The sequence below is a fragment of the Rhodovulum visakhapatnamense genome, assembly GCF_004365965.1.
In the GTDB taxonomy this organism is placed as follows: domain Bacteria; phylum Pseudomonadota; class Alphaproteobacteria; order Rhodobacterales; family Rhodobacteraceae; genus Rhodovulum; species Rhodovulum visakhapatnamense.
Genome location: NZ_SOEB01000021.1, coordinates 72,022 through 79,028 on the forward strand (window position 1 = coordinate 72,022; position 7,007 = coordinate 79,028).

A 7,007-nucleotide genomic window follows, 5' to 3' on the forward strand; every position below is an offset into this window, starting at 1 on the left:
GGGGACAGTCTCAGACCCGAGTTAACAAGGTGTGGTTACTCTTTGGGGGCGCGGGCATTCCGTCCCGCCAGGATCACACTGATCGAATAGGCGACGTTCGGATCGAGGCCGGACATCACCGCGGCAGCAAGATCGGGGCGCATGCGCCCGAGGAATCCTGCCGCGAATTCCGGGTCCATCTGCGCGAAAAGCGCCGATGCCTCCTCGGGCTTCATGCTTTCGTAGACGGCGGTCAGGCGCGCGACGTCGTTCTCGGCCGCCTGATCGGCCAGCGCGAGGGTCGATTTCAACGAGTCCTCGGCGGCCTGAAGCGATGCCATCTGCCTTGATATCTCTTCGCCTGCGATATCCAGCGTCGCGGCCCGGTCGTCGAGCTCGGCTTCGCGCGCGTCCAGTTCGGCCGCGCGGGTCTTAAGAGCGTTCAGCAGATCCGCAATGTCCGCGGGGGGTGGGCAAGGGTCGGCTGCGGACGCATGGTCTGCGGTCCCGCCCTGGCCGGAGGCAGCGGCATCTTCCGCCATGCCCCGCAATTCCTGCGCCAGGGCCTGCGCGGTGCCGTCGCCGAAGCGGATCAGACCGGAGGCCAGAAACAGTCCGGCGACAACCGGCAGAACGGCGCCACTGGCCCGTTTCGATCGCGAGGACTTCGTCATTCAGCGGCCTCCCGTACGTTGCGGCGGAACAGGACCGTGGGTTCGGTGTCGCCGGTCTCGGACGAAGCCGGTGCGGCGGGGGTCGGTGCGGCCGTCTGGGGAGCGGCCGGGCTCGGCGCTTCTGCGGCGGGCGCGGGCCGCGAGGCTTTTCGGGCGGTGTCGGGGACGGCGTCTTCGGGCAGGTCATGCATTGCCGCCACAAGAAGTTCGAGCCTTCGCGCGACATCTTCGGCACGGCCGGTCAGGCCTTCGAGACTGTCGGTCGAACTTTTCGCCGAGAACTGGGCACCCTTGAGCACCTTGGTCATGTCGTCGACCTGTGCCGACAGGACGGCAATCGCACCGCCCATGCCCTTTTCGAGGTCATTGAAACGCCGCAGTCGTCTCGCCAGGACATAGCAATAGAGTGTCGCTCCGAGTGCCCCGGCAATGAGCAGGATGTCCGAGATCAGCGCCATGGGATTCTCCTCAGTTCAGCACGAATTCGGTGATAAGCAGATCGCGCACCCGGTCGTCGCCGGTGACGAGCTGCACCCGCCGCAGCATTTGCGCGCGGAGGGTAATGAGCGTGGTCGGGTCTTCGAGCTCGGCCATGTCGACCGCCCGCAGGTAGCTGTTCAGCACGTCGAGGACGCGCGGCATCAGCAACGTCACTTCCTGCTGATAGGCGGGCCCGACTTCCAGCTGGGCTTCGAAGCGCAGGTGACGGCTCTGGGCGTCGGGCCCGAGCGAGATGATCATCTGTTCGATCGGAACGAACGCCACGTCGAGCGGTGCCGATTCGGCCCCATGGGCGCCCTCTTTTCCGCCACCGCCATGTCCCGCATCGGCCCCGGCATCGCCCCCGAGAATCATGCCCGAATACAACGCAAAGAAAGCCCCGCCCCCCAGGATGAGGGCAAGCGCGACCCCGATGATAAGGGGCTTCTTCGAAGATTTTGCGGGTTCTTCCGCTTCGGCCATATCGGTCGCAGCCATGTCCTGGGCTCCTTCTGTGTCCCGCCCTCTATAGCCGGATGAGGGCTAACCGATTGTTAAGCCGGGCCTGCGAAGGATGTGCGGCAGAAACGGGGCAGAAGCCCCCCCCGGAATGGGAGAACTCAGTTGCAGCAGCTGTTGTCCGTTTGGACCGGGCTGAGCCCACGCAGAAGGCTGGTCGTGGTCATCGCCACCGTCGCCATGTTCGCGGCCGTACTGGCGCTGTCGCGCGTCGCCACATCGCCGCGTATGGCCTTGCTTTATTCCGGGCTCGACACCTCGGCCGCAGGGGACGTGATCCGCGCGCTCGACCAGACGGGGGTCGCCTACGAGGTGCGGGGGCCGGCCATCTATGTGGACAGCAGCCAGCGCGACTCGCTGCGGATGACACTGGCCAGCGACGGGCTGCCGGCCAACGGATCGGCAGGCTATGAACTGCTTGACGGGCTGTCGGGCTTCGGCACGACCTCGCAGATGTTCGATGCCGCATACTGGCGCGCCAAGGAAGGCGAACTCGCGCGCACTATCGCCGGCAATTCCCAGTTCCGGACGGCGCGCGTGCATATCGCCACGCCCAGCGCGCGCCCCTTCGCCCGCGACGTGCGGCCCTCGGCGGCGATCACCGTGACCCCGGCCGGCGGGTCGATTTCCGCAGCCCAGGCGAAGGCGATCCGCTATCTCGTGGCCTCCAGCGTTTCGGGGATGAGGCCCGAGGATGTGTCGGTGATCGACGGGACTACCGGAACCGTTGTCGCCGACGAATCGAGTATCGCCGCTGCAGGCGACGACCGTGCCGAGATCCTCAAGGGGCGGCTCGAGCGTCTGCTTTCCGCGCGGCTCGGACCGGGGCGGTCCATCGTCGAGGTCAGTGTCGATACCGAAACCCAGCGCGAGTCGATCCGCGAACGGATCATCGATCCCGAGGGCCGTGTCGCGATCAGCCAGAACACCCAGGAGCGGCAATCCACCTCCAGCGACACCAATGGCGGCTCAGTCACCGTGGCCAGCAATCTGCCGAACGGGGACGGATCCACGGACCGGTCGTCTCAGCACAAGGAAACCGAGACCCAGGAGGTGGTCAATTACGAGGTCTCCGAAACCGAACGCGAGATCCTGCGTGCGCCGGGCGCGATCCGGCGCCTGAGCATCGCCGTTCTGGTCGAGGGCGTGACTTCGACCGCTGCGGACGGCACCGAGACCTGGCAGCCGCTGCCCGATGCCGATCTCGAGTCGCTGCGCGAACTAATCGCCTCGGCGGCCGGGTTCGACGAACAGCGCGGTGACGCGCTGACCATCAAGTCGATGCCCTTCCAGCCGCTCGCGGAAGACGGCACCGGCCCGCAAAGCAGCCTCTTTGGCGAGTTCACGCTCGATCCGCTGACGCTGATCCAGCTGGCCGTGCTGTCCGTGGTCGCGTTGATCCTTGGCCTCTTTGTCGTCCGTCCTATCCTGGCCAGCAATGGCAGGGCCGGGGTTGCCGGACTGCCCGCGCCGGTCGGTGGCGCCGACCAGACCTGGCTCAATGGCGAGATCGATCCGGCCGACGGTCCGCAGGACGATCTTGGCGGGCTGCCGGGAGATCTCGGGCTGCCTGCGATGACGATGGCCTCGATCGATCCGTCGGACTTCTCGGACGAGCCTCTGGGCATGGACGGCTTCGGTGGCGGGGGCGGCAGCCCCGTCGACCGTCTGCGCGATCTGATCGAAAGCCGCCGTGACGAGTCCATTGCGATCCTGCGCGGCTGGATGGAAGAGCGGCAGGAGAAAGCGTGATGTCCCGGTTGCTGCTGGAGGATTTCTCCAACCACGGCGCCAGGCCCCGGGCCGGGCGCGAGCCCGATCCGGCGCCGGTCGAGGACACCCAGCAGGTCCGGCTCGACGCCTACGAAGAGGGCTATCGGGCGGGCTGGGACGATGCCACCGCCGCCGAGGCCGAGTCGCGCGCACGGATCGGTGCCGATTTCGAGAAGACGCTGCAGGAGCTCTCCTTCAGCTATCACGAGGCGCGCACCCATGTGATGGAGGCGCTCGAGCCGCTTCTGTCCGCGATGGTCGACCGTGTCCTGCCCGATCTCGCGCGACAGGGATTTGCCCGCAAGGTCGTCGAGATTGCACTCGAACTGGCCGAGGCCGAGGCCAACACGCCGCTTCAACTTCGGGTCTGTCCGGAAAATCGCGACGCGCTCGAAGAGCTTGCGGGGGCCGATCCCGGCCTGCCGCTTCAGATCGTCGACGATGCGACCCTCGGGCCCGGACAGGCGCTGCTGCGCGGCGGGGCGGGCGAACGCGAAATCGACATTGACGGCATGCTGGCGGCGATCCGCAGCGCGCTGAACGACTTCATGACCACCGAAGAGGAGGCACGCCGCCATGGCTGACATATCTTCCGAAGCGCCGGGCGAAGGCCTCGGTGCCAAGTTTCTCGATCAGGTTCCGATCGAGATCACCGTCTCGGTCGGCAAGGCCCGTCCGCTGCTGCGCGATCTGTTGCAGATCGACCGTGGCGGAGTGCTGCCGCTCGACCGCCGGATTGACGATCCGGTCGAGCTTTATATCGGCGACCGGCTGATTGCCCGCGGAGAGTTGCAGGAAGTCGAAGGCGCCCAGGCGGGGCAGATCGCCGTGCGCCTGACGGAAATCATCGACACCGTCTCGGGGGCCTGACCGACATGCTCAAGCGCCTGCTGCCGGCCGCTCTTATCCTGCTTGCCCTGGCCGTGCCGGCCCAGGCGCAGGAAATCTCGATCTCGCTCGGCGAGGGCGGGTCGCTGGCCGGGCGCGGGGTCCAGATGATCCTGCTGGTGACCGTGCTCAGTCTGGCGCCCGGTCTGGCCATCATGCTCACCTGCTTTCCGTTCATAGTCACGGTCCTGTCGCTGTTGCGCCAGGCCATCGGATTGCAGCAATCGCCGCCCAACATGCTGATCGTCAGCCTGGCGATGTTCCTGACCTATTTCGTGATGGAGCCGACTTTCACCCAGGCCTGGCAGGCGGGTGTGGTGCCGATGATGAACGAGACCTTGCCAATTGACGATGCGATCCCGCGTATCCTCGATCCGTTCCGAACCTTCATGGCCGGCCGCGCCGATGTCGACACCTACGAGCGGCTTCTGTCGCTTCGGCCGCAGGCCGATCCCACTGCGGCGATCGCGGATGCGCCCCTGTCGCTTCTTGTGCCCTCCTTCATGCTCAGCGAGATCCAAAGGGCGTTCGAGATCGGGTTCCTGGTATTTCTTCCATTCCTGATCATCGACCTCGTGGTGGCCGCAATCCTGATGTCGATGGGGATGATGATGGTACCGCCTGCGGTTGTGGCAATGCCGTTCAAGCTGGCCTTCTTCGTTGTGGCCGATGGCTGGAGCCTGATTTCAGAGGCCCTGGTGCGCGGGTATTTCCCGGGCGGCTGAGCCGGGCGTCTTCCCTCCTCCAGACGTTTCATCTCTGCTTCGGCCCGCTTCCTCGCAAGCGGGCCGTTCGGCTTTGTCGCAACTCCAAGTTTGCCCGCCATCCCTTGACCCTACGTGAAAATGCCGACCCTTCGTGTCTGGCCGGGCTTCGAATCAGTCCCGAGCTCGTTCCCGTTGTGCCATCGGCTGGGCGATCAAATGAGACCCGACGTTCACCTGCGGCCCGGAGGCGTTCTCGGGCTTGGCCGCCGACTCCGCGACGTACCGGCCGGTTAGGCGCTCCATAACAATGACTTGAAGACGACCCGGGCGCTGCGGGGCCAGTCTGTCCGACCGATTTGAGAACGCCATAGCAAGATGTGTCGACATGTCGCGATTAAGCTGCCGTTGGGTCTTTTCGCGTATTTCTTAAGCGACCGGGACGGTCCCGGCCGCGTCCGAAGCGAAAGGAATACCATGATCCGCACAGCCTTCACTTTCCCGCTCCTTGCCGGCCTGCTGTTCGCGGCCCCCGCCCCTGCGTCCGATGGCGATGCCGCGATGGCGGCCTTTCTCGAAAGCGCGATCCGGCCCTGGGCCGCAGCGCCGATCGTGATTGAGGCGGTCGAGGCTCAGAATGCCATCACCGGCGGCTATTCGCAGGAAAAGATCGACGAACTCGACGCGGCCTGGCGGGCGCAACTCGACAGTGGCTCTTCGGACCTGATCTCGTCGGTTACCGGAAATGCAGCGGCCGAGTTCCTGCGCGGCCAGGTGGATGCCTCGAACGGCAAGGTGACGGAAGTGATCGTGATGGATGCGCGCGGACTCAACGTTGCGACATCGGGCGTGACCTCGGATTACTGGCAGGGTGACGAGGACAAGTATTCCATGACCTATTCGGTGGGGCCCGATGCCGTCCATTTCGGCGAGATCGAACTTGATGAGTCCACCCAGCGCTATCAGGCGCAGGTCTCCTTCACCCTTGTCGACCCGGACAGCGGGGCGCCGATCGGCGCGATGACCGTCGCCGTCGACGGCGCGGCTCTGTTCTGATCGAACCGGAAAAAGGAGTGGCGCCCATGCCGAACGGAGTTTCTGCCGCCCCGGCGTCCCTTCCAGGGCGCTCGATTCTGATCCGAATCTCCGGATTGATCGCGGCGACGACATGTGTCGTTGCGATCCTCCTGGCTACGTTCGCCACGCGAAGTGCGCTGGATATCGTAGGCGATGCGCTTGGCGAAGAGCTGCAATCGGTGCTTGTCGGCAGCGCAGCAAATCTTGGCCCGCATTTGCGTTTCAAGAACAGTGCAGCCATCGAAGAGGACCTGAACGGTCAGCTTCAGCGCGCTGGCGATAAAGCGGTGTCGGTCGCTGTCTGGAACGCCGACGCCGAAAGCATCGCCCGGGTCGGCACGGGGGATCCTGGAGCCGCTGCCGAGTTGCAGGAAATGGCTCTTCAGGCGATCTCCTCTGGGGAAACTGTCTTCCAAAGAGGAACGCTCGCCCAGGTCGTTCCGGTCAAGTTCGGGCCTAATCAGGCAATTGTCGGAGCGGTAGGAGCCGTCTGGACTGCGCAAGGTGCGGTGACGGCCGTTTTTCGGAATGCTGTGCCTGGCATGATCGTGACGATGGTGCTGTTTGTGGGGTTGCTTTTTGCGGCCGCAGTGTTGTTGCGCCGTATGCTGGGCCGTCCCCTAAGTGCACTCTGTGCGTCGATGGGGAGCTTGGCGCGCGGCGATTTCGACAATGCAATTCCCATGACGGACCGTGCTGACGAGCTTGGCGAACTTGCCCGCAGCCTCGAAAGCCTGCGTGGCGACCTCAGTCAGATGAGAGCCGCCGAGATGCGGCGCGAGGCGGCGCGGACGGACCAGGCGCAGGCAGTCGAAGGCCTTGCCAGCGCGCTTCAGGCGCTTTCTGGCGGCGATCTGACGAGTCGGATCGATGAACGGTTCGCGGAGGATTACGAGCGTTTGCGGAGCGATTT

Annotated in this window: 9 protein-coding genes; 6 read left to right on the forward strand and 3 right to left on the reverse strand. The window is 65.1% G+C overall.

Annotated elements, in window-relative coordinates:
• Positions 1-35: 35 nt before the first annotated feature.
• Genes EV657_RS16430 through EV657_RS16440 form a run of 3 tightly spaced genes read right to left on the reverse strand, consistent with a single transcriptional unit; the run spans position 36 to position 1,631 of the window.
• Complete coding sequence (locus EV657_RS16430) at positions 36-653, reverse strand: MotE family protein (RefSeq protein ID WP_113670914.1); 618 nt, start codon at positions 651-653, stop codon at positions 36-38.
• Positions 650-1,111, reverse strand: coding sequence for a hypothetical protein (locus EV657_RS22305; protein WP_075784580.1), 462 nt, complete (start codon positions 1,109-1,111; stop codon positions 650-652). The genes EV657_RS16430 and EV657_RS22305 overlap by 4 nt, the downstream gene beginning before the upstream one ends.
• Before the next feature lie 10 nt (positions 1,112-1,121).
• On the reverse strand, positions 1,122-1,631 hold the full coding sequence (locus EV657_RS16440; RefSeq protein WP_075784581.1) for a flagellar basal body-associated FliL family protein: 510 nt from the start codon (positions 1,629-1,631) through the stop codon (positions 1,122-1,124).
• Between the two features lie 78 nt (positions 1,632-1,709).
• Between EV657_RS16440 and fliF the strand changes: the two genes are divergently transcribed.
• The 6 genes from fliF to EV657_RS16470 all read left to right on the forward strand — a co-directional run.
• Positions 1,710-3,404: a flagellar basal-body MS-ring/collar protein FliF gene (gene fliF, locus EV657_RS16445; protein ID WP_341800936.1), complete on the forward strand. Its 1,695-nt coding sequence runs from the start codon at positions 1,710-1,712 to the stop codon at positions 3,402-3,404.
• A complete protein-coding gene (locus tag EV657_RS16450) occupies positions 3,404-4,009 on the forward strand; it encodes a FliH/SctL family protein (protein ID WP_113670913.1) in 606 nt (201 codons plus the stop codon). The genes fliF and EV657_RS16450 overlap by 1 nt, the downstream gene beginning before the upstream one ends.
• Entirely contained in the window at positions 4,002-4,295 is a 294-nt protein-coding gene (locus EV657_RS16455) for a FliM/FliN family flagellar motor switch protein (protein ID WP_075784584.1), read from the forward strand. The genes EV657_RS16450 and EV657_RS16455 overlap by 8 nt, the downstream gene beginning before the upstream one ends.
• A gap of 5 nt (positions 4,296-4,300) precedes the next feature.
• On the forward strand, positions 4,301-5,038 hold the full coding sequence (gene fliP, locus EV657_RS16460; RefSeq protein WP_075784585.1) for a flagellar type III secretion system pore protein FliP: 738 nt from the start codon (positions 4,301-4,303) through the stop codon (positions 5,036-5,038).
• A gap of 456 nt (positions 5,039-5,494) precedes the next feature.
• Positions 5,495-6,073: a hypothetical protein gene (locus EV657_RS16465; RefSeq protein WP_075784586.1), complete on the forward strand. Its 579-nt coding sequence runs from the start codon at positions 5,495-5,497 to the stop codon at positions 6,071-6,073.
• A 26-nt stretch (positions 6,074-6,099) separates the two neighbouring features.
• Positions 6,100-7,007: HAMP domain-containing protein (locus EV657_RS16470; protein WP_134078918.1), on the forward strand; the 908-nt coding region annotated here is incomplete at its 3' end.